This is a genomic window from Pelomonas candidula, assembly GCF_043555985.1.
Taxonomy (GTDB): domain Bacteria; phylum Pseudomonadota; class Gammaproteobacteria; order Burkholderiales; family Burkholderiaceae_C; genus Pelomonas; species Pelomonas candidula.
In genome coordinates, this window is record NZ_JBIGIC010000010.1 from 102,232 (window position 1) to 128,892 (window position 26,661).

General features: G+C 69.3%; 28 protein-coding genes. 18 read left to right on the plus strand and 10 right to left on the minus strand.

Annotated features, from left to right (window positions below):
- Positions 1–38: 38 nt before the first annotated feature.
- Positions 39–533: an outer membrane lipoprotein gene (locus tag ACG04R_RS19315; RefSeq protein WP_394414541.1), complete on the minus strand. Its 495-nt coding sequence runs from the start codon at positions 531–533 to the stop codon at positions 39–41.
- Between the two features lie 83 nt (positions 534–616).
- Positions 617–1,174 (minus strand): HNH endonuclease, encoded by a 558-nt coding sequence (locus tag ACG04R_RS19320; protein ID WP_394414544.1) that lies wholly within the window; start codon positions 1,172–1,174, stop codon positions 617–619.
- Positions 1,175–1,376: 202 nt separating this feature from the next.
- On the opposite strand from ACG04R_RS19320, the gene ACG04R_RS19325 reads away from it, so the two are divergent.
- From ACG04R_RS19325 to ACG04R_RS19360, 8 genes are all read left to right on the plus strand, one after another.
- A complete protein-coding gene (locus ACG04R_RS19325) occupies positions 1,377–2,099 on the plus strand; it encodes a TetR/AcrR family transcriptional regulator (protein WP_394414547.1) in 723 nt (240 codons plus the stop codon).
- Between the two features lie 35 nt (positions 2,100–2,134).
- Positions 2,135–3,925 (plus strand): acyl-CoA dehydrogenase C-terminal domain-containing protein, encoded by a 1,791-nt coding sequence (locus ACG04R_RS19330; RefSeq protein WP_394414550.1) that lies wholly within the window; start codon positions 2,135–2,137, stop codon positions 3,923–3,925.
- Between the two features lie 37 nt (positions 3,926–3,962).
- The gene (locus tag ACG04R_RS19335; RefSeq protein ID WP_394414553.1) at positions 3,963–4,388 is read left to right on the plus strand and encodes a DUF2147 domain-containing protein; all 426 of its coding nucleotides are present in this window, start codon (positions 3,963–3,965) and stop codon (positions 4,386–4,388) included.
- A 35-nt stretch (positions 4,389–4,423) separates the two neighbouring features.
- Positions 4,424–6,820: a 3-hydroxyacyl-CoA dehydrogenase/enoyl-CoA hydratase family protein gene (locus tag ACG04R_RS19340; protein ID WP_394414556.1), complete on the plus strand. Its 2,397-nt coding sequence runs from the start codon at positions 4,424–4,426 to the stop codon at positions 6,818–6,820.
- A 12-nt stretch (positions 6,821–6,832) separates the two neighbouring features.
- The gene (locus ACG04R_RS19345) at positions 6,833–7,324 is read left to right on the plus strand and encodes a DUF4442 domain-containing protein (RefSeq protein WP_394414559.1); all 492 of its coding nucleotides are present in this window, start codon (positions 6,833–6,835) and stop codon (positions 7,322–7,324) included.
- Between the two features lie 11 nt (positions 7,325–7,335).
- A complete protein-coding gene (locus tag ACG04R_RS19350; protein WP_394414562.1) occupies positions 7,336–8,550 on the plus strand; it encodes an acetyl-CoA C-acyltransferase in 1,215 nt (404 codons plus the stop codon).
- Between the two features lie 3 nt (positions 8,551–8,553).
- Positions 8,554–9,087, plus strand: a complete 534-nt coding sequence (locus tag ACG04R_RS19355) for a DUF1569 domain-containing protein (protein ID WP_394414565.1) — start codon at positions 8,554–8,556, stop codon at positions 9,085–9,087.
- A gap of 80 nt (positions 9,088–9,167) precedes the next feature.
- Positions 9,168–9,932 (plus strand): enoyl-CoA hydratase, encoded by a 765-nt coding sequence (locus ACG04R_RS19360; RefSeq protein ID WP_394414568.1) that lies wholly within the window; start codon positions 9,168–9,170, stop codon positions 9,930–9,932.
- Here ACG04R_RS19360 and ACG04R_RS19365 read toward each other — a convergent pair.
- Positions 9,929–10,090 (minus strand): DUF1328 domain-containing protein, encoded by a 162-nt coding sequence (locus ACG04R_RS19365; protein ID WP_394414571.1) that lies wholly within the window; start codon positions 10,088–10,090, stop codon positions 9,929–9,931. The two genes, ACG04R_RS19360 and ACG04R_RS19365, sit on opposite strands and share 4 nt — an antisense overlap.
- A gap of 137 nt (positions 10,091–10,227) precedes the next feature.
- On the opposite strand from ACG04R_RS19365, the gene ACG04R_RS19370 reads away from it, so the two are divergent.
- Both ACG04R_RS19370 and ACG04R_RS19375 read left to right on the plus strand, forming a co-directional pair.
- Entirely contained in the window at positions 10,228–10,962 is a 735-nt protein-coding gene (locus tag ACG04R_RS19370) for an SGNH/GDSL hydrolase family protein (protein WP_394414575.1), read from the plus strand.
- A 105-nt stretch (positions 10,963–11,067) separates the two neighbouring features.
- The gene (locus tag ACG04R_RS19375; RefSeq protein ID WP_394414578.1) at positions 11,068–12,885 is read left to right on the plus strand and encodes a rhamnogalacturonan lyase B N-terminal domain-containing protein; all 1,818 of its coding nucleotides are present in this window, start codon (positions 11,068–11,070) and stop codon (positions 12,883–12,885) included.
- 18 nt (positions 12,886–12,903) lie between these two features.
- Here ACG04R_RS19375 and ACG04R_RS19380 read toward each other — a convergent pair whose 3' ends face one another.
- On the minus strand, positions 12,904–13,308 hold the full coding sequence (locus ACG04R_RS19380) for an acyl-CoA thioesterase (RefSeq protein ID WP_394414581.1): 405 nt from the start codon (positions 13,306–13,308) through the stop codon (positions 12,904–12,906).
- A gap of 53 nt (positions 13,309–13,361) precedes the next feature.
- On the opposite strand from ACG04R_RS19380, the gene ACG04R_RS19385 reads away from it, so the two are divergent.
- Positions 13,362–15,179 (plus strand): ABCB family ABC transporter ATP-binding protein/permease, encoded by a 1,818-nt coding sequence (locus tag ACG04R_RS19385; RefSeq protein ID WP_394414584.1) that lies wholly within the window; start codon positions 13,362–13,364, stop codon positions 15,177–15,179.
- Positions 15,180–15,197: 18 nt separating this feature from the next.
- Here ACG04R_RS19385 and ACG04R_RS19390 read toward each other — a convergent pair whose 3' ends face one another.
- The 3 genes from ACG04R_RS19390 to ACG04R_RS19400 form a co-directional block, all read right to left on the minus strand.
- Positions 15,198–15,509, minus strand: coding sequence for a hypothetical protein (locus ACG04R_RS19390; protein ID WP_394414587.1), 312 nt, complete (start codon positions 15,507–15,509; stop codon positions 15,198–15,200).
- 63 nt (positions 15,510–15,572) lie between these two features.
- Complete coding sequence (locus ACG04R_RS19395) at positions 15,573–16,202, minus strand: UPF0149 family protein (protein WP_394414590.1); 630 nt, start codon at positions 16,200–16,202, stop codon at positions 15,573–15,575.
- Positions 16,203–16,219: 17 nt separating this feature from the next.
- Positions 16,220–16,459 carry a hypothetical protein gene (locus tag ACG04R_RS19400; RefSeq protein WP_394414593.1) on the minus strand — a complete coding sequence of 80 codons (240 nt, stop codon included), beginning with the start codon at positions 16,457–16,459 and terminating at the stop codon, positions 16,220–16,222.
- Positions 16,460–16,533: 74 nt separating this feature from the next.
- Between ACG04R_RS19400 and ACG04R_RS19405 the strand changes: the two genes are divergently transcribed.
- From ACG04R_RS19405 to ACG04R_RS19420, 4 genes are all read left to right on the plus strand, one after another.
- On the plus strand, positions 16,534–17,379 hold the full coding sequence (locus tag ACG04R_RS19405) for a transposase (RefSeq protein WP_394414596.1): 846 nt from the start codon (positions 16,534–16,536) through the stop codon (positions 17,377–17,379).
- 87 nt (positions 17,380–17,466) lie between these two features.
- Positions 17,467–18,669, plus strand: a complete 1,203-nt coding sequence (locus ACG04R_RS19410) for an efflux RND transporter periplasmic adaptor subunit (protein ID WP_394414600.1) — start codon at positions 17,467–17,469, stop codon at positions 18,667–18,669.
- Between the two features lie 13 nt (positions 18,670–18,682).
- On the plus strand, positions 18,683–19,909 hold the full coding sequence (locus ACG04R_RS19415; protein ID WP_394414603.1) for an ABC transporter permease: 1,227 nt from the start codon (positions 18,683–18,685) through the stop codon (positions 19,907–19,909).
- Entirely contained in the window at positions 19,906–20,598 is a 693-nt protein-coding gene (locus ACG04R_RS19420; RefSeq protein ID WP_394414606.1) for an ABC transporter ATP-binding protein, read from the plus strand. Before ACG04R_RS19415 ends, ACG04R_RS19420 begins: the two co-directional genes overlap by 4 nt.
- A gap of 33 nt (positions 20,599–20,631) precedes the next feature.
- Here the strand turns inward: ACG04R_RS19420 and ACG04R_RS19425 are convergent, their stop codons facing one another.
- Positions 20,632–20,937, minus strand: coding sequence for a protealysin inhibitor emfourin (locus ACG04R_RS19425; protein ID WP_394414609.1), 306 nt, complete (start codon positions 20,935–20,937; stop codon positions 20,632–20,634).
- Between the two features lie 6 nt (positions 20,938–20,943).
- Positions 20,944–21,981 (minus strand): M4 family metallopeptidase, encoded by a 1,038-nt coding sequence (locus ACG04R_RS19430; RefSeq protein WP_394414612.1) that lies wholly within the window; start codon positions 21,979–21,981, stop codon positions 20,944–20,946.
- Between the two features lie 150 nt (positions 21,982–22,131).
- Between ACG04R_RS19430 and ACG04R_RS19435 the strand changes: the two genes are divergently transcribed.
- Both ACG04R_RS19435 and ACG04R_RS19440 read left to right on the plus strand, forming a co-directional pair.
- Complete coding sequence (locus tag ACG04R_RS19435; protein WP_394414614.1) at positions 22,132–24,366, plus strand: penicillin-binding protein 1A; 2,235 nt, start codon at positions 22,132–22,134, stop codon at positions 24,364–24,366.
- Between the two features lie 112 nt (positions 24,367–24,478).
- Positions 24,479–25,165, plus strand: coding sequence for a hypothetical protein (locus ACG04R_RS19440; RefSeq protein ID WP_394414617.1), 687 nt, complete (start codon positions 24,479–24,481; stop codon positions 25,163–25,165).
- Positions 25,166–25,168: 3 nt separating this feature from the next.
- On the opposite strand, the gene ACG04R_RS19445 is transcribed toward ACG04R_RS19440, so the two are convergent.
- On the minus strand, positions 25,169–25,699 hold the full coding sequence (locus ACG04R_RS19445; RefSeq protein WP_394414620.1) for an SRPBCC family protein: 531 nt from the start codon (positions 25,697–25,699) through the stop codon (positions 25,169–25,171).
- Between the two features lie 85 nt (positions 25,700–25,784).
- Here ACG04R_RS19445 and ACG04R_RS19450 point away from each other — a divergent pair, with 85 nt between their 5' ends.
- Positions 25,785–26,630 (plus strand): phytanoyl-CoA dioxygenase family protein, encoded by an 846-nt coding sequence (locus ACG04R_RS19450; RefSeq protein WP_394414623.1) that lies wholly within the window; start codon positions 25,785–25,787, stop codon positions 26,628–26,630.
- Positions 26,631–26,661 lie beyond the last annotated feature (31 nt).

The window sequence follows — 26,661 nt, forward strand, 5'->3', positions numbered from 1 at the left end:
GGGACGAAGCCCGCCATTGTCTGACGCCGGGCTGGTTGTCAGCCGTTGCGGCCCGGCGCGGAGGCAGGCACGACGGCCGGGGCGCGCATCACGCGGGTCTTGCCGCCGGTGGTGACGAGGATGACCGGGTCGCCGCTGTTGAAGGATTCGGCGCCCTTGGCCTGCACGATGGCGCGGCGCTCGCCGTTGCGCAGCTGGACGGTGATCTCCAGCGCGTCCTCGCGGGTGGCGGAACGCTCGATGGCGTTGCCGATGACGGCGCCGGCCACGGCGCCGAGGACGCCGGCCACCTGGCCTTCGCGACGGCCGCCGACCGTGCTGCCGGCGATGGCGCCGGTCACGCCGCCGGCCACGCCGCCGACGCCGCTCTGCGAGCCGTCGATGACGACCGGGCGGGAGGACAGCACGGTCGCGTCCTGCACCTGGGACATGCGCTGCGCGTCGCCGCGCTGGATGACGTCGGGGTTGGACGTCGCACACGCCGACAGCACCAGGGCGGCGGCGAGGGAAAGGGAAGTCACGAGCTTGGACATGGAAACACTCCTAGGGCACAACAGCAGCCCAACGTGTCGAATTGTCCCGCCGTTGACTGACTGTCGCCTGAGGCTACAACTCTTTACCCGTGCAGCCGGGAGTTGCGCGGCACGCTGGCCAGCAGGAATTCCATCTGGTCGGCCAGGATGCGCCGGCCGCGCAGGATCATGTCCTCGTGCAGGCTGGGCACGTAGGGCAGGTAGAGCAGGCTCATGCGCGCCTCTTCGGGCAGGCGGTTGCCCTTGCGGCCGTTGCAGGCCTTGCAGGCGGTGATGCAGTTCATCCAGGTGTCGGCACCGCCGCGCGAGGTGGGCTGGATGTGCTCGCGCGTCAGGTCCTCGGGCATGCAGTGGTGGCCGCAGTAGGCGCAGACGAAGCGGTCACGCACGAACAGCTTGCTGTTCGTCAGCGCCGGCGCCTGGCGCCAGGCCCGGCTGGGCACCGCGCCGCGCACGGCGATGATGGGATGGACCTCGATGCGCGACTGCCGCCCGGTCACGCGCTGCAGGCCGCCGCGCAGCGTCTGGCAGGGGTGGCCCAGCGTCCAGGCGACGCCGTCGCTGGCGTAGATCACGGCCGCTTCGCGGGTCGTGATCCAGGCCTGCGGTCGGCCGGAAACATCGAGCTGGAGCACATCCACGGTCGGTTCACCTCCGACCGCGAGCCTAGCGAGAACCGGGCCAGCGCTCAAGCGTGGTTCGATGACAGCGTGGCGGCCTAGGGTGTTCCCTGAGGCGACGGCAGTATTAGGCGTTTCACCCTAGGATTTCGGTGCACAAAGCTGGCGCTGTCACGGAAGCGACCTGCAAAATAGAACGATCGTTCGTTTTATTCTTGTGCCCGTGTCCACCTCGTCCGCCCCCGCCAAGAAAGCCGCCCCGCTGCGTGCCGCGAAGCCGGTACGGGTGGCGCGTTCGCTGCAGAAGGGCCAGCAGACCCGCGCCGCCATCCTCGACGCCGCGCTGGGCCTGGCCTCCCACATGGGCCTGGAAGGCCTTTCCATCGGCGCGCTGGCGGACGTGACCGGCATGAGCAAGTCGGGCGTGTTCGCCCACTTCGGCTCGCGCGAGGAGCTGCAGATCGCGGTGGTCACCGAGTATCACGCCAAGTTCGAGGAAGAAGTCTTCTTCACCGCCATCCGCGAGCCGCGCGGCCTGCCGCGGCTGCGCGCGATGTTCGAGCGCTGGGTGCGCCGCGTGTCCGTCGAGGTCGACTCCGGTTGCATCTACATCAGTGGCGCCGTCGAGTTCGACGACCGGCCGGGCCCCGTGCGCGATGCGCTCGTCGCGATGGTCAAGGCCTGGCACGCCGCGCTGCACAAGGCTATCCAGCTGTCCGTGCAGGAGGGCCATCTGCAGGCCGATGCCGACATCGACCAGATCGTCTTCGAACTGCACGGCCTGATCCTGTCGCTGCACCATGACGCGCGTTTCATGCGCATCCCGGGCGCGCTGTCGCGAGCCGGGATCGGCTTCGACCGCGCCATGCAGTTCTACGCCACGCCGGCCGGCCTCGATGTCGAGCGCGGCCGCAAGCTTTCCAAGACCGGCGCCACGAAGCGCTGACTTCATTTCATCACCGACCGTCCCAGGAGTACCCGATGCCCCAGTACACCCCGCCCATGCGCGACATGCAGTTCGTCATGCACGAGCTGCTGAACGTCGTTGACGAGCTGAAGATGCTGCCCGGCCACGAGGACATCGACGCCGACATGATCAATGCGGTGCTCGAGGAAGGCGGCAAGTTCGCCGCTGAGGTCATCGCCCCGATCAACCTCAGCGGCGACGCCGAGGGTTGCACGCTGGACAAGGCCACCCACGAGGTGACGACGCCCAAGGGCTTCAAGGAAGCCTACAAGCAGTACGTCGAAGGCGGCTGGGCGGCACTGTCCTGCGACGCCGAGTACGGCGGCCAGGGCCTGCCCTACACGGTGAACCAGTTCTTCTACGAGATGCTGAACTCGGCCAATCAGGCCTGGACGATGTATCCGGGCCTGAGCCACGGCGCCTACGAGGCGCTGCACGCCCACGGCACGCCCGAGCAGAAGGCCATCTATCTGCCCAAGCTGACCAGCGGCGAGTGGACCGGCACGATGTGCCTGACCGAGCCGCATTGCGGCACCGACCTGGGCCTGCTGCGCACGAAGGCCGAACCGCAGGCCGACGGCACCTACAAGATCACCGGTGCCAAGATCTTCATCTCGGCCGGCGAGCACGACATGGCCGACAACATCGTCCACCTGGTGCTGGCCCGCCTGCCCGACGCCCCGCAGGGCTCCAAGGGCATTTCGCTGTTCATCGTGCCCAAGTTCAACGTCAACGCCGACGGCTCGCTGGGTTCGCGCAACGGCATCTTCTGCGCCGGCCTGGAGCACAAGATGGGCATCCACGGCAACGCCACCGCGCAGATCGTGCTGGAAGGCGCCAACGGCACGCTGGTGGGCCAGCCCAACAAGGGCCTGGCCGCCATGTTCGTCATGATGAACGCCGCGCGCCTGGGCGTGGGCAACCAGTCGCTGGGCCTGACGGAAGTGGCCTACCAGAACGCCGTGGCCTACGCCAAGGACCGCCTGCAGATGCGCGCGCTGAGCGGCCCCAAGGCCCCGGACAAGCCGGCCGACCCGATCATCGTGCACCCCGACGTGCGCAAGATGCTGCTGACCGCTCGCGCCTTCGCCGAGGGCGGCCGCATGTTGCAGGGCTACACCGTGCTGCAGCTGGATAAGGCGCTGAAGAGCGACGACGAAGACGAGCGCAAGGAAGCCGACGCCGAAGTCGCGCTGCTGACGCCCATCATCAAGGCCTTCATCACCGACAACGGCTGGCTGGCCACGTCGCACTGCATGCAGGTGTTCGGCGGCCACGGCTTCATCCACGAGTGGGGCATGGAACAGTACGTGCGCGATGCGCGCATCAACATGATCTACGAGGGCACCAACACCATCCAGTCGCTGGACCTGCTGGGCCGCAAGGTGCTGGGCAACAACGGTGCCACGCTGAAGAAATTCGGCAAGAAGATCGCCGCCTTCATCGAGGAAGAGGGCACCAACGAAGCCATGCAGGAGTTCGTGAATCCGCTGGCCGACCTGGGCGACAAGGTCAACAAGCTGACGCAGGAACTCGGCATGAAGGCCTTCGGCAACCCCGATGAAGTTGGCGCTGCCGCGGTGGACTACCTGCGCGTGGTCGGCCACATGACCTTCGCCTATTTCTTCGCCCAGGCCGCCAAGATCGCGCTGGCCAAGAAGGATTCCGGCGACCCGTTCTACACCGCCAAGCTGGCCACGGCGCGCTTCTACTTCGCCAAGCTGCTGCCCGAGACGGCCAGCCTGATCCGCACCTGCCGCGCGGGCCTGGCGCCGCTGATGGAAATGGAAGAAGCGCTGTTCTGAGCACCTCTCGATTCGCTGCCCGACAACTGGACGCCCGATGAAATCCCTGTTCGCTGCTGCTCTGCTGTTGCCCGCTCTTGCCTTTGCGCAAAACACCCCCGTGGGCCTGTGGAAGACCATCGACGACGACGGCAAAACCGCGAAGTCGCTGGTCCGCATCAGCGAACAGGGGGGCACCCTGGTTGGCAACATCGACAGGCTGCTGGACCCCAAGGACCCGGCCGACGCCCGCTGCGACAAGTGCAGCGACGACCGCAAGGACAGGCCCGTCGTGGGCCTGCAGATCATCCGCGGCGTGAAGTCCGAGGGTGACGGCACCTGGGGTGGTGGCGAAGTGCTGGACCCGAATAACGGCAAGACCTACCGTACGCGCTTGAAGCCCGTCGACGGAGGCAAGAAACTGGAGATGCGCGGCTACATCGGCCCCTTCTACCGCACGCAGACGTGGATTCGCGTCGAGTGACCGATCTCTCAAGAAATACCCAGGAGTACACCCCCATGAGTCGTTTCCAAGTCCGCAAGGTCGCCGTGCTCGGCGCCGGCGTGATGGGCGCACAGATCGCCGCCCACCTCGTCAACTGCAAGGTGCCGGTCGTGCTGTTCGACCTGCCCGCCAAGGACGGTGCCAAGAACGGCATCGTCACCAAGGCCGTCGACGGCCTGAAGAAGCTCAAGCCCGCGCCGCTGGGCGACAGCGCCGAGGCACCGCTGATCCAGCAGGCCAACTACGAAGAGCACCTCGACGTGCTGAAGGGCTGCGACCTCATCATCGAGGCCATCGCCGAGCGCATGGACTGGAAGCTCGACCTGTACACCAAGATCGCGCCCTTCGTGGCACCCCACGCCATCGTCGCGTCCAACACCTCGGGCCTGAGCATCACCAAGCTGTCCGAAGTGCTGCCCGAAGAGATCAAGCCGCGCTTCTGCGGTATCCACTTCTTCAACCCGCCGCGCTACATGGCGCTGGTCGAGCTGATCAACACGCCGACCACGCAGCCTGAAATCCTCGACCAGCTCGAAGCCTTCGTGACGACGTCGCTGGGCAAGAGCGTCGTGCGCGCCCACGACACGCCCAACTTCGTCGCCAACCGCGTCGGCATCGCCGGCATGATGGCCACGATGATCGAGGCCGAGAAGTTCGGCCTGTCGGTCGACGTCGTCGACGACCTGACCGGCAAGAAGCTGGGCCGCGCGTCGTCGGGTACCTTCCGCACCGCAGACGTTGTCGGCCTCGACACCATGGCCCACGTCGTCAAGACGATGCAGGACAACCTGAAGGACGACCCGTTCTACTCGACCTACGCCACGCCCAAGGTGCTGGCCGGCCTGATCGAGAAGGGCGCGCTGGGCCAGAAGACCGGCGCCGGCTTCTACAAGAAGGTCGGCAAGGACATCCAGCGCCTGGACTTCGCCACGGGCGAGTACGTTCCCGGCGGCAAGAAGGCCGACGAGATCGTCGCCCGCATGCTGAAAAAGCAGCCGGCCGACCGCCTCAAGCTGCTGCGCGAATCCACCAACCCGCAGGCTCAGTTCCTGTGGGCCATCCTGCGCGACAGCTTCCACTACGCCGCCGTGCACCTTGACACCGTGGCCGACACCGCGCGCGAGATCGACTTCGCGATGCGCTGGGGCTTCGGCAGCCAGCAAGGTCCGTTCGAGCTGTGGCAGGCCGCCGGCTGGAAGCAGGTTGCCGAATGGATCTCCGCCGACATCGCCGACGGCAAGACGCTGTCCAGCGCGCCGCTGCCGGCCTGGGTCACCGAAGGTCCGGTTGCCGAAGCCGGTGGCGTGCACACGCCGCAAGGCTCGTGGAGCGCCGCCGAGGGCAAGTTCAAGCCGCGCAGCGAGCTGCCGGTCTACGCCCGCCAGGCCTTCCGCGAATCGCTGCTGGGCACCGGCGCCGCCGACCCGCTGAAGTCGGGCACCGAGCTGTTCAAGAACGACGAAGTGCGCGTCTGGACGCTGGACGGCAAGGTCGTCATCGCCTCCATCACCGCCAAGCTGCACCTGATCAGTCCGGCCGTCACCGAGGGCCTGTTGAAGGCCGTCGAGATCGCCGAAGCGGATTACCAGGGCATGGTGATCTGGAGCCCGGACGACGTGTTCTCTGCCGGTGCCAACCTCGAGAGCCTGATGCCCGTCTTCATGAAGATGGGCAGCAAGGGCATCGCGCCGGAAGAGAAGAAGCTGCAGGACATGATGCTGCGCCTGCGCTACGCCACCGTGCCGGTCGTCGCCGCGATGCGCGGCCTGGCGCTGGGCGGTGGTGCCGAGCTGGCCGTGCATTGCGCGCGCCGTGTCGCGCACGTAGAGAGCTATGTGGGCCTGGTCGAAGTCGGCGTGGGCCTGGTGCCCGGCGGCGGCGGCCTGACCTACATCGCCCGCCGCGCTGCCGAGATGGCCGCCGCCGGCAATGCCGGTGCGGACATCCTGAGCTTCCTGAAGGACGGCTTCCTGACCGCGGCCACGGCCAAGGTCGCGACGTCGGCCCATGAGGCCAAGAAGAACGGCTTCCTGCTTGAGTCCGACATCATCGTGCCCCACAAGGACGAGTTGCTGCACGTGGCCACCGCCACCGCCATCGGCATGTCCGAGGCCGGCTACCGCCCGCCGCACAAGGCGCTGTTCCCGGTCGCGGGCCGCAGCGGTATCGCGACGATCAAGGGCCAGGTCGCCAACATGCGCGACGGCGGCTTCGTCAGCGCGCACGACTACCACCTGGCCGCGGCGATCGCCGACGTGGTCTGCGGTGGCGAGGTCGAGGCTGGCTCCCTGGTGACGGAGGAGTACCTGATGGCGCTGGAGCGCAAGCACTTCTGCTCGCTGCTGGACAACCCCAAGACGCAAGAGCGCATCATGGGCATGCTGCAAACCGGCAAGCCCGTCCGCAACTGAAGGTCCATCGTCGTGAACCGGCTTCAACGCACGCTCGCCAAGCTGGACGGTCTGCCCGGCCCGCTGCGGGGCGCCGCGCGCAACTTCGCGCTGCGCCGTGCGGTGCCCTTCACCGGCACGGCGTCGCTGGATTTCGTTGCGCTCACGCCCGAGCGCAGCGAGATCCATGTGGCCAACCGTCGCCCCGTGCAGAACCACATCAAGGGCGTGCACGCGGCCGCCATGTCGCTGCTGGCCGAAACGGCCACCGGCATGGTGGTGGGCATGAACGTGCGCGACGACTGCCTGCCGCTGTGCAAGTCGCTGCAGGTGAACTTCCGCAAGCGCGCCACCGGCGGCCTCGTCGCCCGCGCGCATCTGACCGAGGCCCAGCGCGCCAGCATGGCGAGCGAGACCAAGGGCGAAGTGCGCGTCGCCGTCACCGTGACCGACGAAGCCGGTATCGAGCCGATCGAGTGTGAATTTGTCTGGGCCTGGGTGCCCAAAGAGAAGCCCCAGGCTTGAAAGGAAAAGTCATGAGCAAGCAAGTCCAAGACGCCTACATCGTCTCCGCCACCCGTCTGCCCATCGGCAAGAGCGGCCGCGGCTACTTCAAGAACACGCGCCCCGACGAGATGCTCGTCAAGGTCATGCAGGCCGTGCTGGCGCAGGCGCCGGGCCTGGACCCGGCCGCGATTGAAGACGCCATCGTCGGCTGCTCCTTCCCCGAAGGCGAGCAGGGCATGAACATCGCCCGCGTGGCCTCGGTGCTGGCCGGCCTGGGCCCCACCATCGGCGGCGTGACGATCAACCGCTACTGCGCGTCCGGCATCACCGCCGTGCAGATGGCCGCGGACCGTATCCGCGTCGGCGAGGCCGACGTGATGTTCGCCGGCGGCGTGGAGTCCATGTCGATGATCCCGATGGGCGGCAACAAGCCCAGCCTGTCGCCGCTGATCTTCGAGAAGGACGAGAACATCGGCATCGCCTATGGCATGGGCCTGACGGCCGAGAAGGTCGCCGCGCAGTGGAAGATCAGCCGCGAAGCGCAGGACGCGTTCTCGGTGGAATCTCACCGCCGCGCCGTGGCCGCCATGCAGGCCGGCCACTTCGACGCCGAGATGACGCCGTTCGATGTCATCGAGCGCACGCCCAACCTGGCCGATGGCACGGTCAACACCAAGACCCGCACCGTCAAGCTCGACGAAGGCGCCCGTCCTGACACGTCGCTCGAGGGCCTGGCCAAGCTCAAGCCCGTGTTCGCCGCCAAGGGCAGCGTGACCGCCGGCAACAGCTCGCAGACCTCCGACGGCTCGGGCGGCCTGCTGATCGTCAGCGAAGCCGCGCTGAAGCGCTTCAACCTGACGCCGCTGGCCCGCTTCGTGTCGTTCGCCGTGCGCGGCGTGCCGCCGGAGATCATGGGCATCGGCCCGATCGAAGCCATCCCCGTCGCACTGAAGGCCGCCGGCATCACCGCCAAGGACCTGGACTGGGTCGAGCTGAACGAAGCCTTCGCCGCGCAATCGCTGGCCGTGCTGAACGACCTCGACAGCAAGGGCATCGAGCTGGACCGAGCCAAGGTCAACCCCAACGGCGGCGCCATCGCGCTGGGCCACCCGCTGGGCGCCACCGGCGCCATCCGCGCAGCCTCGGTCATCCACGGCCTGCGCCGCACCGGCGGCAAGTACGGCATGGTGACGATGTGCGTCGGCGCCGGCCAGGGCGCCGCTGGCATCTTCGAGAGGCTGTAAGCCATGGACCGCCGCCGCGCGCTCAAGACCACGACGGTGTTGCTGGCGGCGGCACCGCTCGCCGGCTGCACCGGCGAGCTGAAGACCTTCATGAGCTGGAAGCAGGCCCAGCAGGCTGTGCTGGACTTGCTGTTCACGCCCAAGGTCGTGCAGGACAACCCCTGGAACCTCAGCCAGGTGTTGCAGCATCTGGCCCAGAGCATCGAGTTCTCGATGCAGGGATTTCCGGTGTTGAAGGGCGCCTGGTTCCGCTCGACCCTTGGCTCGGCGGCGTTCAGTGTCTTCAACGCCCGCGGCGCGATGAGCCACAGTCTGGATGAGCCCATTCCGGGCGCGCCGGCGCTTGACCCGTCGCAGGCGCTGAAGACGGCCGTGAACCGTTTGCTCGCGGCGATGGACGCCTTCACCCAGTTCAACGGTACGCTGCGGCCTCATTTCGCCTACGGCGAGCTGACCAAGCCGCAGTACGAGCGAGCCCATCTGATGCATCTGGCAAACCACTGGACCCAGTTCCACGCCAGGACTGCAGTGGCGTGAGCCCTCGCCCAGCCAGGCCCCGCTGAACGCCGGCCTGCCCGGCCCGCGACAATGCAACTGATCCCCGACAGGAGTCAGACATGACCATCAAGAGCTACACCGTCAACGGCGTCGCGACCATCGAGATCGCCCGCCCCGAGAAAAAGAATGCGATCACGCAGGCCATGTACCAGAACATGGCCGATGCGCTGCGCGCCGCCGATGCAGACAAGGCGGTGCGCGCCGTGCTGATCACCGGCCAGCCCGGCATCTTCACGTCGGGCAACGACCTCGAAGACTTCATGGCCGGCCCCGTGCGTGGCGAGGACGCACCGACCTTCCAGTTCATGCACGCGCTGGTGGACTGCGGCAAGCCCGTCGTCGCCGCCGTGACCGGTGCGGCCATCGGCATCGGCACGACGATGCTGCTGCACTGCGACCTGGTGTTCGTCGCCGATGAGGCCCGTCTCGCGATGCCTTTCGTGGGCCTGGGCCTGGTGCCCGAGTTCGCGTCCAGCGTCGTCGTGCCCCAGTTGATGGGCAACCGCCGCGCAGCCGAGAAGCTGCTGCTGGGCGACCCCTTCACCGGCGAGCAGGCGGTCGAGTGCGGCATCGCCAACCGCGTGCTGCCGTGCAGCGAGGTGCTGAACCACGCCCGCCGTGTGGCCGAGCGCTTCAACCACCTGGCGCCGGGCGCTGTGCGGGACAGCAAGAAGCTGATCCGCGAGCCTCAGCGCGAGGCCGTCAAGGCGGCCATCACGCGCGAGGCGCAAATCTTCGGCGCCCGCCTGCGCAGCCCGGAGGCCATGGAGGCCTTCCAGGCGTTCTTCCAGAAGCGGGCGCCGGATTTCTCCAAGTTCGACTAACGCCGCACCAGCCCGACCAGCAGGCCGAGGACGGCCAGGACGAGGAAACCGTAGAACAGCAGCTGGGCGAAGCCCGCTGCGCTCGCGGCGATGCCCGTGAAGCCGAACACGGCGGCGATCAGGGCGATGACGAAGAAGATGATGGCGTAACGCAGCATGGCGGACTCCTCTCGGTTGACGCCTCGACGGCGCACGCTCGCAGCCTACGGTCCCGCCCGTCGCCGCCATGCCGGACGGCGCGGCGGCCTGCCGTCGGACGCTGCTGACGCCGCGGCCTCGAAATGACCCACGCCCGATGCGCCTGACGCTTGCCAAACTGTTGCTGGGCCCGCTGCTGATCCTTCAGGGCCGCCATGTGCGTGCGACGGCGCTGCGCCTGCCCGAGGCCGCCGGCGAGCGCTCGCGGGATGGGGGCGTGCTGCGGCTGCTCATCGTCGGCGACTCGTCGGCCGCCGGCGTCGGCGCGGCACATCAGGACGAAGCGCTGGCCGGCTGCCTGGCCCGCGCGCTGGCAACGCGGCTGGGCGATCCGGTGGGCTGGCAGCTCATCGCCACCAGCGGCCATCGCAGCAACCAGGCGCTGGCGGCACTGCAGGCGGCGGATGTGGGCGCGGCGGACGTGCTGATCACGTCGCTGGGTGTCAACGACGTCGTCGACCAGGTGCCGCCGCAGGAGGCGCTGGCGGCGCTGGACGCCATCGACGCGCATGCGCGCGAACATGCCGGCGTACGGCTGAGCGTGCACTGCGCCGCACCCCCGATGCAGAGCTTCCCGCTGCTGCCGCAGCCGCTGCGCTGGTTCTTCGGCCGGCAGGCGGCGCGCTTCAACGCGGCGCTGGCGGCGCAGACGCGGGGGCAGGCCTTGCGCCGCGTCGTGCACCTGCCCGAGGCCATGCAGCGCAATGCGGCAGCGCTGATGGCGGCTGACGGCTTCCACCCCGGGCCGCGCGGCTACGCGCTGTGGGCCGAGGCGCTCGCCGACCAGATCGTGGCGGCCTTACCGCAGGTTGCGAACCGCTCAACAACTTGAGTGCCACGGCGGCGAGCCGCTTCCTAGACTGATCCGGCCGCAATCATGCGGCAGCACCGGCCGCAGCAGTCAGCAGTAGATGGCCGGGCACCAACGGAGACAAACATGCGGATCGACTTTCTCCGCCGGCATCTGAGCCGGCTGGGTGCGCTAGCCTGCGCACTCTTCTTCATGACCCTGGGCTCGCCCGCGTTGGCGGCCTTCAGCCTGACCACCGTCTACGACAGCGGCAGCTCGTCCAAGGTGCAGTACCAGGTGGACACCGGCGGCGGCCTGGTATTCAAGGTCATGGCCTACGACAACGGCTCCAGCACGCAGTCCAAGGGCGACCTCTCCAGCATCCTCTACAACGGCGTGCAGTACGCCGACGCCAGCCGCGGCTCGCAGCTGAACTCGGGCTTCGACTACCTCTACAGCAACGTCTCGGCCGTCGACGTGCAGGCCCAGATGATCAGCAGCACCGGCGTCGCCACGTCCGCATCCACGTCGGACGGCGGCGTCGTCAGCGGCGGGGCGTACATCAAGATCACGGTGACCGTCTACAGCAGCAGCGGCAACGTGCTCAGGCACTACTACATGGCCAAGAGCGGGGAGCCGCGCATCTACATGGGCACCTACTTCATGGAGGAGCCCGATACGCTGAACCTCGTGCGCTTCATCGTGCGCGTGCCCATCGGCGTGCTGTCGCAGGGCGGGCCGGCCGGCACGCCGGGCGGCGCGGACAGCAGCGGCAACTGGCCGCAGGACCTGCGCAGCACCGACACGACCGTCGAGTCCAGCGACGTGTTCGGCATCTCCAGCACTGGCCAGACGCGCTCCAAGCACTACTCCAACATGCGACTGAAGGACTGGCAGTACTTCGGCGGCCGCAACAGCGCCGGTACCGTGGGCCTGTGGTTCTACCGTGACAACAACGAGGGCAACTCCGGCGGCCCGTTCTACCGCAGCCTGCTCAACCAGATCACGTCCACGAACAACGAGCTGACCTACATCGTCAACTACGGCGAAGGACAGACCGAGGCCTTCCGCTTCGGTGTGCTCAACAGCTACACGCTGATGTTCACGAGCGGCGGCGCGCCGTCGGCGCCCGACACGAGCTGGTTCTCGCTGATGGCGCTGGACGGCTACGTGGCGCCCGCCGGCCGCGGCGCCGTGGCCGGCGTGGGCCTGGCCGGCACCGACGCCAACTTCACCTACACGGTGGGCTTCTCCAACGCCACGGCGCAGTACTGGACCACCGCCAACCTGGCCAGCAACGGCTACTTCAAGGCCACCGGCATGCGGCCCGGCACCTACACGCTGACCGTCTACAAGAACGAACTGGAGGTCTACACCGGCAGCGTGACCGTGACGGCCGGCGGCACGACGGCGCTGAACACGCTGACGCTCAACGACCCGTCCAGCACCGCGGCGCTGTGGCGCATTGGCAACTGGGACGGCTCGCCGGCGGAGTTCCTGAACGGTGGCCGGCTGACGACCATGCACCCGACCGACAGCCGCATGAGCAGCTGGGTGCCGTCCACCTTCGTCGTCGGCACGTCGACGGCCGCGGCGGGCTTCCCGGCCTACCAGTGGAAGGACGTCAACAACGCCCGCGTCATCACGTTCACGCTCACCAGCGCCCAGGTGCAGAACCTGACGCTGCGCCTGGGCACGACGGCCGAATTCAGCGCCGCACGCCCGCAGATCACCGTCAACAGCTGGAGCTCGGCCATCCCGACGGCACCCGCCAAGGGCTCGCGCAACCTGACCGTCGGCACCTACCGCGGCGTGAACCGGCTTTACAGCTACGCCATTCCGGCGTCGGCGCTGGTGGCTGGCACCAACACGGTGACGATCAACGTCGTCAGCGGCACGTCGGGCACGGCTTACCTGAGCCCGGGCTTCTCCTACGACGCGGTCGATCTGATCGTGACACCTTGAGCTGAAGCTCGCGACCGATCAGGTCGTGATCGGCCGCGGCTTGCCCTCGCGGTCGATGGCCACGTAGGTCAGGTTGGCTTCGGTCACCTTGACCACGTGCAGGTTCTCCGGGTTGCGCTCGGCGAACACCTCCACGTGCACCGTGACCGACGTGCGGCCCACGCGCGTCACGGTGGCGTAGAAGCTCAACAGGTCACCGACGGAGACCGGCTGCTTGAAGATGAACTCGTTGACGGCCACCGTCGTGATGCGGCCGCGCGAGAGGCGCGCTGGCAGGATGGAGCCGGCGATGTCCACCTGCGCCATGATCCAGCCGCCGAACACGTCGCCGTTGGCGTTCGAGTCGGCGGGCATGGGCATCACGCGCAGCACGAGCTCGCGGTCGCCGGCCTTGTGCGGGGCGGGGCTTGATTCCTGGGACATGGTGTTCACTTGGGACAATCGGACTGCCGCCATTTTCGGCCCTGACCGCTCCCATGAGATCCACGCCGCGCGCCATCGACCTGCCTTCAACGCCCAATGCTGCCGTTCCCGCCGTCCGCGGTGACTGGGGCACCGTCGGTCGCCTGCTGCCCTATCTGTGGCGCTACCGCTGGCGCGTCGGCCTGGCGCTGGCCTTCATGGTGGGCGCCAAGCTCAGCAACGTGGGCGTGCCCATCCTGCTCAAGCACCTCATCGACAGCCTGGACCTGAAGCCGGGCTCGCCGCAGACGCTGCTCGTCGTGCCGCTGGGCCTGCTGCTGGCCTACGGCGCGCTGCGGCTGTCGACCTCGCTGTTCACCGAGCTGCGCGAGCTGATCTTCGCCAAGGCCACCGAGGGTACGTCGCGCAGCATCTCGCTGCAGGTGTTCCGTCACCTGCACGACCTGTCCCTGCGCTTCCACCTCGAGCGCCAGACCGGCGGCATGACGCGCGACATCGAGCGTGGCACGCGCGCCGTGCATTCGCTGATCAGCTACTCGCTCTACAGCATCGTGCCGACGCTGATCGAGGTCGTGCTCGTGCTGACGCTGCTGGGCGTGAAGTTCGATGTCTGGTTCGCCGGCATCACCGTCGCGGCGCTGGTGGTCTACGTGACCTTCACCGTCGTCGTCACCAACTGGCGCACGCAGTTCCGCAAAACGCTCAACGAGCTGGACTCGGTCGCGCACAGCAAGGCCATCGACTCGCTGCTGAACTACGAGACGGTCAAGTACTTCAACAACGAGGATTTCGAGTCGCGCCGCTACGACGAGAGCCTGGAGAAGCTGCGCCGCGCGCAGCTCAAGAGCCAGACGACGCTGTCGATGCTGAACACCGGCCAGCAGCTCATCATCGCCACGGCGCTGGTGCTGATGCTGTGGCGGGCCACGCAGGGCGTCGTTGCCGGCCACATGAGCCTGGGTGACCTGGTGATGGTCAACGCCTTCATGATCCAGCTCTACATCCCGCTGAACTTCCTCGGCGTCATCTACCGCGAGATCAAGCAGGCGCTGACCGACATCGAGAAGATGTTCCTGCTGCTGGACCGCGAGCGCGAGGTGGCCGACGTGCCCGGCGCCACCGACCTGCAGGTGAAGGGCGCCAGTGTCGTGTTCGACGACGTGCGCTTCGCCTACGACCCGGCCCGGCCCATCCTGCACGGCGTCAGCTTCGAGATCCCGGCGGGGAAGAAGGTCGCGGTGGTGGGCCCCAGCGGCTCGGGCAAGAGCACGCTGGCGCGGCTGCTCTACCGCTTCTACGACGTCGACGGCGGCGTGATTCGCATCGACGGCCAGGACATCCGCGCGGTCACGCAGTCCAGCCTGCGCAAGTCCATCGGCATCGTGCCGCAGGACACGGTGCTGTTCAACGACACGGTGGCCTACAACATCGCCTACGGCCGGCCCGGCGCGGCCAAGGACGAGGTGGAGGCCGCGGCCCGCGCCGCCCACATCCACGGCTTCATCGCCGCCACGCCGCTGGGCTACGACACGATGGTCGGCGAGCGCGGGCTCAAGCTGTCGGGTGGCGAGAAGCAGCGCGTGGCTATCGCCCGCACGCTGCTGAAGAACCCGCCCGTCCTCATCTTCGACGAGGCCACGTCGGCGCTGGACTCCACCAACGAGCGCGCCATCCAGGCGGAGCTGGAGTCGGTAGGCCAGAACAAGACCGTGCTGGTCATCGCGCACCGGCTGTCGACGGTCGTGGACGCCCACGAGATCCTCGTGCTGGAGCAGGGCCGCATCATCGAACGCGGCCGGCATGACGCGCTGCTGGCCCGTGGTGGCCGCTACGCGGAGATGTGGCGCTTGCAGCAGTCCGGCGGCGACTGAGCGCAGCCGGCGGCCGCTTCAGTGCGGCTTCTTGGGCTTCTCGAAGCTCTTGGGGCGGTAGACGTTGCCATCCCACTCGCCCTCAACACGGCCATGCTGCGCCGACTCGCGGGCGCGGCGGATGACGCGGTCGGCCTCCAGCGCGGCGGCACGGGTCTGGCGCTGGCGGCGGCGCCAGCCGACGGCACGGTCGAGCTGCGCCTGCAGCCAGCCGCCCAGGCGGGCCAACTGCGCGTCCACCCGGCTTCGCAAGCGCCAGGGCAGGGCCATGTGCACGGCCAGCAAGACGCAGATGGCGAGGCCCAGGACGGCGAGCGCGGTGTGAAGCATGGGTCGAGTTTGAACCAAAGCCGCGCCGTCAACCACCTGCGATGAGGGGATAAAGACCGCTTCTCACGATTTCTGGCGAATCGCCCACAGTGCCAGCATGGCGTCAGGAATTGCGCGGCTGGCTTCGTCGCGGGCCTCGGCACCGGCGTCGGCCAGCGGACCGTCCTCGGTGCCCAGCGCGGCGATGGGCGCCAGCAGCGGGGCCGTCTCACCGCCGTCGAACCAGGGCTTCCAGGCCTCGGGTGCCAGGTCCACGGCGATCAGGAAGCCGGCGGCCCAGTCCTCGGCGTCGGCGTACTCGGGGGCCTCGTCCTCGTCGTCCGTCTCGCTCTCGCCGTCGGCGAAGCTGAAGATGGGCTCCCAGGCCTTGGGGTGCTGCGTCCAGGCCGTGGCGATGGATTGCAAGTGGCGCAGCACCAGCATGACGACCTTCTTGCGCTGCTTGCCGCTGACGAAGGGCGCCGGCTCGGGCTCGCCGTCACCGCCCCAGACGACGGGCAGCCAGGCGTCGCCGGGCAGGTGGGACAGCGGGCGGCCTGGCGTCAGCAGCAGGCCGGCGAGGTAGCCGTCCAGCGCCTCGATGTTCAGCGCGCCGTCGCTCGGCAGCACGGAAAGCAGCTCATCGAGGTCGTTCAGCTCGTCGTCGGACAGCGGGCGGTTGTCGGAGGCGGGGTTGTATTGGGGGTATTGCATGGCGTGGACTCGTGGGCTCAGCCGTGGCGGCCATGGCGGCTCTTGGGTTTCTTGCTGTCGAATTCGGCGATCTGCGCCTTCAGCAGGGCCATCAGCACGCGGGCGTTTTGCTCTGTCATCACCAGCATGCTGCTGGGCTCGATGCCGTCGATGGGCGTGCGGTTCGACACGAGCGCATCGACCTTGAACTGAATCTGGCCGGCCAGGTTGTTGCTGGCGGCCTTGAATTTCTGGATTTCGATCTGGTGGGTCTTCATGGAGACTGCCGGGCGCATGAGGCGCCGGCAGGCCGCCATCTTGCCATTCCGGGCGGCGCGACTTAATGTGGCGCATGGCCCGGCCCGCTCGACTCGAGATTGCCGGCGCGGTCTACCTGATCAGCGCCCACTGCCCGCCCGAGAGCAGCCGGCCCGCCTTTGCCGACGAACTGGACCGCGCCGAGATGCTCGCGCTGCTGGCCCAGGCGTTGCACCGCTTCGACGCCATCGCGCTGGCCTACGCACTGCTGCCCCAGCACTACGATCTGCTGTTGTTCACGCGCCGCGCCAATCTGTCTGCGCTGATGCGCCACGTCAACGGCGTCTACACCCAGCACCGCCAGCGCCGTGATGGCTTCGGTGGGCCGCTGTTCCAGGGGCGCTTCCACGCCGTGCTGGTGGACCGCGAGCGCCACCTGCTGGATGCCTGCCGCCACGTGGACCTCGGCCCCGTGCGCGAGGGCGTGGCGCGCGGCGCCGCCGGCTGGGCGGGCTCCAGCTTCCGCGCGCTGGCGGGGCTGGAGGCTGCACCGGAGTGGCTGGACGTCGATGGGCTGCACAGCTTCCTGCTCGACCGCCCGGCCGTGACGGCCGCCCAGCACCGCCTGGCTGGGGATCGCTACGCCCGCCTCGTCGCCTCCGAGCCGGGGCTGCAGCTCTTCCCGGGCCGGCTGCGCGAGCAGATCTTCCTGGGCGATGCCGACTTCGCCCGGCGCATGCGTGCCGCCGCCGTCGCGCCGCGGCGCGTGGCGCGCACGAGCTGGGCCGAGTGGCTCAAGCGCGCCAGCGGCATCCGCGAGCAGGCGCTGTGGCTGGCCCACACCGAGGGCGGCGTCGCGATGACCGACCTGGCCGGGCAACTGGGCCTGTCGGTGTCGCGCATCAGCCGGCTGATCTCCGCGGCGGAACGCGCGGTCTGAAGCCGCCCGATGCCGGTCCCTTGAGCCCGATCAACCCGGCGTCGTCGTCGGCGTCGTTCAATGGCTCCCGGTTTGGACGGGAGGGACATGGTTGCCAAGCAATGGATCGTGACCGGGGGCGTGGCGCTCGTGCTGGTCGGCGCTGCGGGCTGGGGGCTGTGGCACGGCACGTCTGCCGCCGCCTACACGGTGAAGCGCGCGGAGTTCGTGCAGACCATCGTCGCCAGCGGCCATGTCGAGACACCGCACCGCATCGACCTCGGCGCCCAGCTCACGGCCAATGTCACCGCCGTGCCGGTGGCCGAGGGCCAGCGCGTAGAGCGTGGCCAACTGCTGATCGAGCTGGACGGCCGCGAACTGCAGGCCGCCGTGCGCGCGGCCGAGGCGCAGCGGGCCCAGGCCGAGGCAAAGCTGCGCCAGCTTGTCGAGGTGCAAGGGCCGGTGGCCCTGCTGGCCGTGCGCCAGGCCCAGGTCAACCTGGACAACGCGCGCGCCCAGTACCAGCGCCAGAGCGACCTGTTCCGCCAGGGCTTCATCGGCCAGGCGGCGCTGGACGACGCCGCCAAGGCGCGCGACCTGGCCGAGGCGCAGTGGAGCGGGGCCGTCAAGCAGGCCCAGAGCGAGCAGCCTCGTGGCAGCGATTTCGCGCTGGCCCAGGCCAATCTCGAGGCCGCACGCACGGCGCTGGACGCCGCCCGCGTGCGCGAGAGCTACAGCCGCATCACCGCGCCGGCCGCGGGCGTGCTGATCGCCCGCGCGGTCGAACCCGGCGAGCAGGTGGCGCCCGGGCGCACGCTGATGACGCTGTCGCCCGAGGGGCTGACGCAATTGGTCGTACAAGTGGACGAGAAGAACCTGCGCCACCTGGTGCTGGGGCAGCCGGCCAGCGCCAGCGCCGAGGCCTACCCCGAGCGCCGCTTCGACGCGCGGCTGGCCTACGTCAACCCAGGCATCAACGCCCAGACCGGTGCCGTCACGACCAAGCTGGACGTGCCGCAGCCGCCGCCCGAGCTGCGGCAGGACATGACGGTCTCCGTCAACATCGAGGTGGCGCGGCGCCCGCAGGCCGTGCTGGCGCCCAGCGACGCCGTGCACGACCCGGGCAGCCCCCGGCCCTGGGTGCTGCGCGTCGAGAGCAAGCGGGCCCGGCGCGTGGACATCCAGGTGGGCGCCAGCTCGGGGGGCTGGACCGAGGTGACGGCCGGCCTGCAGCCCGGCGACAGGCTGCTGCCCGCGAGCATCACGCTGCGCGATGGTGCGCGCGTGCGCCTGCGCGACGCGGCGCCCTGACGGCAGGCGGCGCATGCAGTCCTGGCAGCCTTTCGAGTGGATCGTCGCGCTGCGCTTCCTGCGCGAGGGGCGCATGCAGACGGCTTTCATCATCGGCGGTGTGGCCATCGGCGTGGCCGTCATCGTCTTCATGTCCGAGCTGCTGCTGGGCTTGCAGGGCAACTTCATCCGCCGCGTGCTGACGGGCCAAGCTCACATCCAGCTGCTGCCGCCCAAGGAGGCGGCCCGCCAGCTGCCGGCCGCGCCGGGCGAGCAGGCCGGCGCCACCGTGCAGGCGCCGCTGCAGCGCGTGCGCTCCATCGACCAGTGGCCCGCCGTGCAGGCCCAGCTCCAGGCCATGCCGGAGGTGATGATCGTGACGCCCGTCGTCAGCGGCTCGGCGCTGCTCGCGCGCGGCGCGGCCAGCCGCTCGATCTCGGTGGTGGGCGTCGACGCGCGCGACTACTTCCGCATCGTGCCGCTGCCCGACAAGATCACGCAGGGCGAGGCGCGCCTGGGGCCCAACGACCTGCTGATCGGTGTGGACCTGGCCAGCGACCTCGGCGTCGGCGTGGGCGACAAGCTGGCCCTCACGGCGCCGTCGGGCGCACAGACCACGCTCAACGTCGCTGGCCTTTTCGACCTCGGCAACCGCGGCGCCAACCAGCGCACCACCTTCGCGCCGCTGCACACCGCGCAGAGCCTGATGGGCCTGCCCGGCGGCGCCACCAGCCTGGAGGTGACGGTGACCGACGTCTGGGGCGCCGAGGGCGTCGCCCAGCGCATCACGGCCGTCACCGGCGTCGAGGCGGACAGCTGGATTCGCAACAACGCGCAGTTCTTCTCGTCCATCAACGCGCAGAGCACGGCCAACACGTCGATCCGCTTCTTCGTCGGCCTGTCGGTGGCCTTCGGCATCGCCAGCGTGCTGGTCGTGTCCGTCGTGCAGCGCTCGCGCGAGATCGGCATCCTGCGGGCGATGGGCGTCACGCGCGGCCGCGTGCTGCGCGTCTTCCTGATCCAGGGCGCGCTGCTGGGCTTTGGCGGCGCGCTGCTCGGCTGCGCGCTGGGCGCGGCCGCGCTGCTGCTGTGGACGCGCATCGAGCGCAACCCCGACGGCACGCCGCTGTGGCTGCTGGAGCTGCATCCGACGCTCTTCGTCGTGGCCGTGGCGCTGGCGGCGCTGACCGGCCTCATGGCCGCCTTCGCCCCGGCGCTGCGGGCCGCGCGGCTGGACCCCGTCGTGGCGATCCGCGGATGAGCACGACGCCGCCCACCGTCCAGCTCGTCGGCGTGAGGAAGGCCTTCAACGTCGGCACGCCCATCGAGACCGAGGTGCTGCACGGCATCGACCTGACGCTGCAGCCGGGCGAGTTCTGCGCCGTGATGGGGCCGTCCGGGTCGGGCAAGAGCACCTTGCTCAATCTCGTCGGCCTGCTGGACCGGCCCACCGCCGGCCGGCTCCTCATCCAGGGGCAGGACGTCGCCACGCTGGACGACGCCGCGTTGACGCGGCTGCGCGGGCGCAGCATCGGCTTCGTCTTCCAGTACCACCACCTGATCGCGGCCTTCAGCGCGCTGGAGAACGTCATGCTGCCGATGCTGGGCCAGCGCGGCTTTCCGGACCCGGCCATGCAGGCGCGGGCGGCCGAGCTGCTGGCGGCCGTGGGGCTGGCCGAGGTCGCGGGCCGGCCGGCGGACCGACTCTCCGGCGGCCAGCAGCAGCGCGTCGCCGTGGCGCGGGCGCTGGCCATGCAGCCACCGCTGCTGCTGGCCGACGAGCCGACCGGCAACCTCGACACGGTCAGCGCCGAGGCCGTCTTCATGCTGCTGCGCCGCTTCAGTGCCGAGTCGGGCACGGCGGTGCTGTTCGTGACGCACAACCCGGCGCTGGCGCAGCGCTGTGATCGGCTCATCGAGGTGGTGGACGGCCGCATCAAGCCGGGCTGATGCGTGGTGCGCCGCTCGCAGGCGGCGGCGGGCTCAGATCAGTTCGTCGTGGACGCTGTCGCGCACCCGCTCGGGCACGGCCGACTCCGGCAGCTCGACGCTGCTGGGCGCGCCGCCGCCGGCTGGGTGCAGCGTGAGCCGGTAACGAAAGCCGTCGGCCGCGCCGGGGTGGCCGGCGGCGGGGAGCGCGCCGCCGAACAGCGCAGCCAGGTGCTGACGCTCGTCGGCGCTGAGCGCGTGTCCGACCAGGCTGCCCGTGCTGCGGATGCGCGCGCCGGGGCCGCCCATGCCGGCGAAGCCGCCCAGGCGTTCGATGTCGAGGCGGTCTTCAGGCTGCATCGAGGCTCACAGGCCGATCTTCTTCCAGCCCGCGTCCACGGCCGAGGCAACGGCGGGTTGCGCCGCGTACTTCTGCGCGGCGAGCTGGCGGGTGCGGGCGGCGAACTGGGGCATGGTCATGTTGGGGTGAGCGCCGGACGTGGTCAGCGCGGCGTACCAGACCTGGCCGATCTTCTCCCAGCTGTTGCCGCCCAGCGTCTTGCAGGCGGTGCAGAAGGCGAGGTTGGGCGGGCCGCTGCTGTAGTGCGGGTCCATGCCGGGCGTGATCTGCGAGTACAGCGTGGGCTGCGGCGCCAGCGCGGCCTTGTCGTCGGGCTTGGCCATGTTGCGCAGCGCCCTGTAGCCCTTGGCCTTGGCTGTGGGGCCCATGATGTCGGCGCCGATCAGCCAGTCGGCGGCATTCACGTCCTGCTTGGCGCTCCACTGCCGGAACATCGAGCCGAAGCAGTCCGACACGCTCTCGTTGAGGCCACCTGCATCGCCGCTGTAGGCCAGCTGCAGGCTGTGCTGCGTGACGCCGTGGGTCAGCTCGTGGCCGATGACGTCGTCGCCCTTGGTGAAGTCGACGAAGAGCTTGCCGTCGCCGTCGCCGTAGACCATCTGCGTGCCGTTCCACATCGCGTTGTTGTAGCCCTTGCCGAAGTGGATGCTGGACATCATCGTCATGCCGGCGTCGTCGATGGAGTTGCGGTTGAACACCGTCTTGTAGAACTTGGCGACCAGCGTGGTCTCGGCGAAGGTGCGCTTGGCGGTCGCGTCCTTGGAGGCCTTGGCGCCCGGCAGCGGCGTGCCGGGCAGCGTCTGCGTGTTCTTGCAGTCGTAGACCGTGACCTTGGGCGAGGGCGCCAGCTCGACGAGGTGGGCACCAGCCTCGTGGGCCAGCTGCGTCAGCGCGCCGGCCTGGTTGCGCAGTGCGCGCAGGCCGTCGCTGAGGCGGGCGCTGGCACGCGCGGCCTGGCGCAGTTCGGCGCTGAGCTTCTTGTCTCCGGCCAGACGTTCCAGCACGTCCTTGGGCACGATGTGGCAGGTGCAGATCATTCGCATGGCGTCCTCGTCGGAAGGTGAGGCCCTCAGCTTAGGCAAGCCTCCCGCCGACCTCGACCCCACAGTTGTGGACGAGGAGGGCGGCGCATCCTCAAAGCGTTGCCGGGGGCTTGCGCGAAGCTGTCGCCGCGGACCGCCTACGATGCACCCATGCTCAAGTTCTTCGTCCAACGCCCGTGGCTGGGTGCGCTCATCGCGCTGCCGCTGGGCGTGCTGCTGCTGGGTTCCATCGTCGCGGCCATCGTCTGGGTGCAGCTGCCGGCGCTCGACACGCTGACCGACTACCAACCGCACCAGCCGCTGCGCGTGATGAGTGCCGACGGCCAGCTCATCGGCGAGTTCGGTGCCGAGCGGCGCCGCTTCGTGCCGCTGAAGGACATCCCCAAGTCCATGCAGGACTCGCTGCTGGCGCTGGAGGACGCGGATTTCTGGACCCACTCGGGCGTGGATTTCAGCGGCATCGTGCGGGCCTTCTTCCGCAACATCACGCACGGCGGCCCGCTGCATGGCGCCTCGACGATCACGCAGCAGCTCGCGCGTGACACCTACCTGACCAAGGAGCAGCGCTGGACGCGCAAGGTCGTCGAGGCGCTGCTGGCGATCAAGATCGAGCACGCGCTGACCAAGGAGCAGATCCTCGAGATCTACATGAACCAGATCTTCCTCGGCAACCGCGCCTACGGCTTTGCGGCGGCCTCGGAGCGTTACTTTGGCAAGAGCCTGGACAAGCTCAACACGGCCGAGATGGCGCTGCTGATCGGCTTGCCCAAGAACCCCGCGGGCTACAACCCGGCCGTTCACCTGGGCCGCGCCAAGCGCCGCCAGGCCGTCGTGCTGGAGCGGCTGGCGGCGGTGGGCCTCATCACGCCCGAGCAGGCCAAGGCAGCGGGCGAGCAGCCGCTGGAGATCCTGCATCCCAAGCGCCTGGCGGGCGTGGCCGACCACGCCGCCGAGCAGGTGCGCGCCGAGATGGTGCTGCGCTTCGGCGAGGAGGCCTACACGCGCGGCCTGACGGTGACGACGACGCTGTTCTACGCCGAGCAGGCGGCGGCCCAGGACTCGCTGCGCCACGCGCTGTTCGAGCTGGAGCGCCGCCAGCCCTTCCGCGGCCCGGAGGCGACGGTGGACCTGCCTGGCACGGACGACAAGGCCGACGGCCTGGACGAGGCGCTGGACGCCGCCTTTGATGCCCACCCCGACCTCGGCGAGCTGCGCACCGCCGTGCTGCTGGAGCAGGACAAGAACGGTGCCCGGCTGGTGCTGTCCGATGGTGAGCGCATCACGCTCAAGGGCGCCGCGCAGCGCCCGCTGCAGAGCGCCAAGCGCGGCGCCGTCGTTCGGGTGCTGGAGTCCGGCAAGCAATGGACCCTCAGCCAGACGCCGCAGGCCGAAGGCGCCGTCGTCACGCTGGACCCGGCCACGGGCGCCATCCGGGCGATGGTGGGTGGCTTCGACTTCACGCGCAACCAGGTCAACAACGCCACGCAGGCCTACCGCCAGCCGGGCTCGGCCTTCAAGCCCTTCATCTACTCGGCCATCATCGAGCAGGGCGCCTGGGCCGGCACGCAGGTCAGTGACCAGCCCTTCGTGCAGGGCGACTGGGCGCCGCGCAACTACGACGGCCAGTACGAAGACGCGCTGACGCTGCGCGAGGCGCTGGCCCGGTCCAAGAACATGGTGTCCATCCGGCTGGTCCAGGCCATGGGCCCGCAGCGGGTGCGCAACTGGGCCGCACGCTTCGGCCTCGACGACCAGCGCCAGCCGGACAACCTGACGCTGGCGCTGGGCACCGGTTCCGTCACGCCGCTGCAGATGGCGCAGGCCTACGCCGTCTTCGCCGAGGCGGGGCAGCAGCCCACCGGCTGGCTGATCCAGAAGGTGCAGGACGCGCAGGGCGAGGTGCTGTTCCAGGCCGAGCCGCCCAAGCTGCGGCAGGCCATCAGCGCGCGCAACGCCTTCATGACGTCGCAATTGCTCGCTGCCGTCACGCGCGAGGGCAGCGGCGCCCGGGCCAGTGCGCTGCTGGGCCGCTGGGACCTGTACGGCAAGACGGGCACGACCAACGACGCCGTCGACGCGTGGTTCTGCGGCTTCCAGGCCTCGCGCGTCGGCGCCGTGTGGATCGGTTACCCGACGCCGAAGTCGCTGGGCGAACGCGAGAGTGGCGGCGGCCTGGCGCTGCCCGTCTGGGCGGCGACGATGGCCGTCGCGCTCAAGGGCCAGCCCAACACGCTGATCGCACCACCGGACGACGGCCTCGTGAAGGTGGGCGACGACTGGTTCTACAGCGAGTTCGCGGGTGACCTGGCCATCGCGCGCATCGGCATGCCGGCGGCCTCTGCCTCGGCGCCGGAGGCTGCGGCGTCGGAGCCCCAGACACCCTGACCACTCAGGCGGGGCAGGCGTGCGCGACAGGACGCAACGCCGGGTAACAGTTCATTGGGCCGGCGGCGCGGACCTAGAGTTGTTCCTCCTCAACGCCTCTGACCCCCTCGCCATGCCGCGTTCCGCGCTCGTCATCGCTTCCCTTGTCCTGCTGCTGGCCGGCTGTGCCGCGGTGCAGGCGCCGTCCCGCGTGCCGCGCGATGCGCGCATGGCCCAGTCGCCGTCGGTGGCCGGCGTGGCGGAGGAGCGCTTCGGCAAGTCGGCGTGGGGGCGGCAGGGCGAGTTCACGCTGAGCGGCCAGCGCGTGCACTACGAGCGCGGCGCCGACCGGCTGGCGCTGTTCGAGCCCTTGCCGGCCGACCTGCGCACGCCGCTGCGCTTCAATGCCGGCGCGGCGGACAACGCCACCGTCTGCGAAGGCTGGACGCCCGAGCCGAGCGCCAATGCCCGCCTGGTGAGCGCCAGACCCTGGGTGCTGAGCTGCAAATGGGGCAGCGCGCCGGCGGCGATGCTGCAGATCGGCGAGGGCCAGCTGCGCCGCGGCAAGCTCAGCCGCGAGGGCGCGTACCGCCGCGGCGAGCTGACCGTGGGGTTGCGCTCCGTGCACCTGCTGGAAGGTAGTGCGCAGCCGCAGACGGCCGCCGTCGGCTACGAGATGCTGTACCAGGGCACCGTGGTCGGCAGCCTGGACCTCAGCGGCCCGCAGCCGCGGCTGCGCCGACCCGACCCGGCCACGCCGGTCGGCCGCGCCGTCACCGAGGCCGCGCTGGCGCTGGTGCTGGCCTGGGAGCCGAGCTGAGGCTCAGGGCTTTTCAGCGAGCGCCTTGAGGTTGGTCAGGCCGGCCTCGAAGTCCGGCCCGACCATCCTGTCCATGAACAGGCCCATCCAGCGGTTCAGCGGGTTGGCGCCCATGTCGCCGTCCATCGTCCAAGTGACCTGCGTGCCGCCGCCGTTGGCGTCGAGCCGGAACTCGCCGCTGGACGTGGTGCCGAAGTCGGGGAAGAACAACTCGTAGCCCAGCCGCCTGGGCGCGTCGGCGGTCGTGAACGTCATGCGGCCGTCGCCCTGGCTCTTGCTTTTCCAGGCCCACACGGCGCCCGCGCCCGAGGCCGGACCGCTGTACTCGATGGCCATGGCCGGGTCGCGCCGGTTCCAGGCGCTCCAGGCCTTCCAGGCGCGCGGGTCGGCGACGAGGGCGTAGATCTTGTCGGGCGCGGCGTTGATGACGGTCGTCCGCGAGACCGAGAACTTCGGCGACAGCAGCAGCCCGCCGCCGGCGAGCAGGGCCAGCAGCACGACGACGGCGACCAACAGGACTTTCAGCGCTTTCATCGGAGCTCCTTCGGGCGTGATGTGCGCGGGACTGTGGGCGCACGGATGTGGCCACACAATCGGCACAAGTCCTTCCCACAAAGTCATGAAGATCGACGCCAACCTCGCTTCCCTGTACGCCAACCAGGGCTACCTCGTCATCCCCGGCTTCAAGTCCGCCGCCGAGATCGCCGCGCTGCGCGGGCGCGCGCTGCAGATCGTCGACGCCTTCGACCCGGGCGAGCAGCGCCCCGTCTTCACGACCGAGGAGCAGCAGCGCCACGTGGACGACTACTTCCTCGACAGCGGCGATCAGGTGCGCTGCTTCTTCGAGGAGGAGGCTTTCGACGACCAGGGTCGGCTGCGCGTGGCGAAGGAGCTGGCCATCAACAAGATCGGCCACGCGATGCACGACCTGGACCCGGTGTTCCGTGCCTTCTCCACCGGCGACGCGCTGCGCGGCGTGGCCGCAGGGCTGGGCCTGGCGAAGCCGCAGGTCTGGCAGAGCATGTTCATCTTCAAGCAGCCCGGCATCGGTGGCGAGGTGCGCTGGCACCAGGACGCCAGCTTCTTCGAGAGCGACCCGGTCACCGTGACGACCTTCTGGTTCGCGCTGGAAGACGCGACGCTGCAGAACGGCTGCCTGTGGACGGAGCCCGGCGGCCACCGTGGCGCGCGCGGCGTGCTGCGCGAGCGCTTCGTGCGCGAGGGCCGCAAGGCCTGGATGGAGCAGGTCGACGCCACGCCCTGGCCGGCGGCGGACTCGCGGCAGGCCATCCCGCTGGAGGTCGAGGCCGGCTCGCTGGTCGTCTTCCACGGCCTGCTGCCGCACTACTCGGCCGCCAACCGCTCCGAGAAGTCGCGCCATGCCTACACGCTGCACGTGACGGATGCGGGCAGCCGCTACTCGCCGCGCAACTGGCTGCAACGCGCCAGCGTGCCTGGCTTCTAGCCCTCACCGCACTCACAACTGCTCACGCCCC